This window comes from Mesorhizobium sp. M7A.F.Ca.ET.027.02.1.1 (genome assembly GCF_004022985.1).
Classification (GTDB): domain Bacteria; phylum Pseudomonadota; class Alphaproteobacteria; order Rhizobiales; family Rhizobiaceae; genus Mesorhizobium.
On sequence record NZ_RZOL01000901.1, the window covers coordinates 1 to 568 of the forward strand.

The following is a 568-nucleotide window of genomic DNA, read 5'->3' on the forward strand; positions in this document are numbered from 1 at the left end:
CCAATCGACTATGAAGTTGACGGCTACGGTAATCAGAGCGATGGCTCCCGCCGGGATCAATGGGGTGATATCCCCGTAGGTGATCAAACTAGCATTCTCGCGAACCATGGAGCCCCAGTCCGCCATCGGTGGCGGGACGCCAAGGCCGAGGAATGACAGCGAAGAGGTGGTCAACAGCACAAAGCAAAAGCGCAGGCCGAATTCTGCCACCAGTATTGGGAGAATGTTGGGCAGAATTTCCTGAGTGATGATCCATAGCAGGTTCTCCCCCCGAACCTGTGCAGACTCCACGTAGTCTGACACCGCAACGTCCATTGCCAACGCGCGGGCGAGTCGGAAAACGCGGGTTGAATCGAGGATTGCGATGATTAAGATCAGGTTCTGGATCGATGTTCCGAAAACGGACAGCAGCATCAGTGCAAAGATCAACCCAGGGATCGCCATGAGGATATCGATGAGGCGTGAGACCACCTGGTCCACCCAACCACGGAAGAACGCGGCGATGATGCCCAGCGTGCCGCCCATCAAAAAAGCGATACTCGTCGTTATGATGGCGATACCAATGGAA

At 55.3% G+C, this 568-nt stretch carries 1 protein-coding gene; it reads right to left on the reverse strand.

The window, feature by feature from the left end; genetic code table 11:
* On the reverse strand, positions 1 to 568 hold a 568-nt coding region (locus tag EN749_RS36910), incomplete at both ends, for an ABC transporter permease (RefSeq protein WP_145991227.1).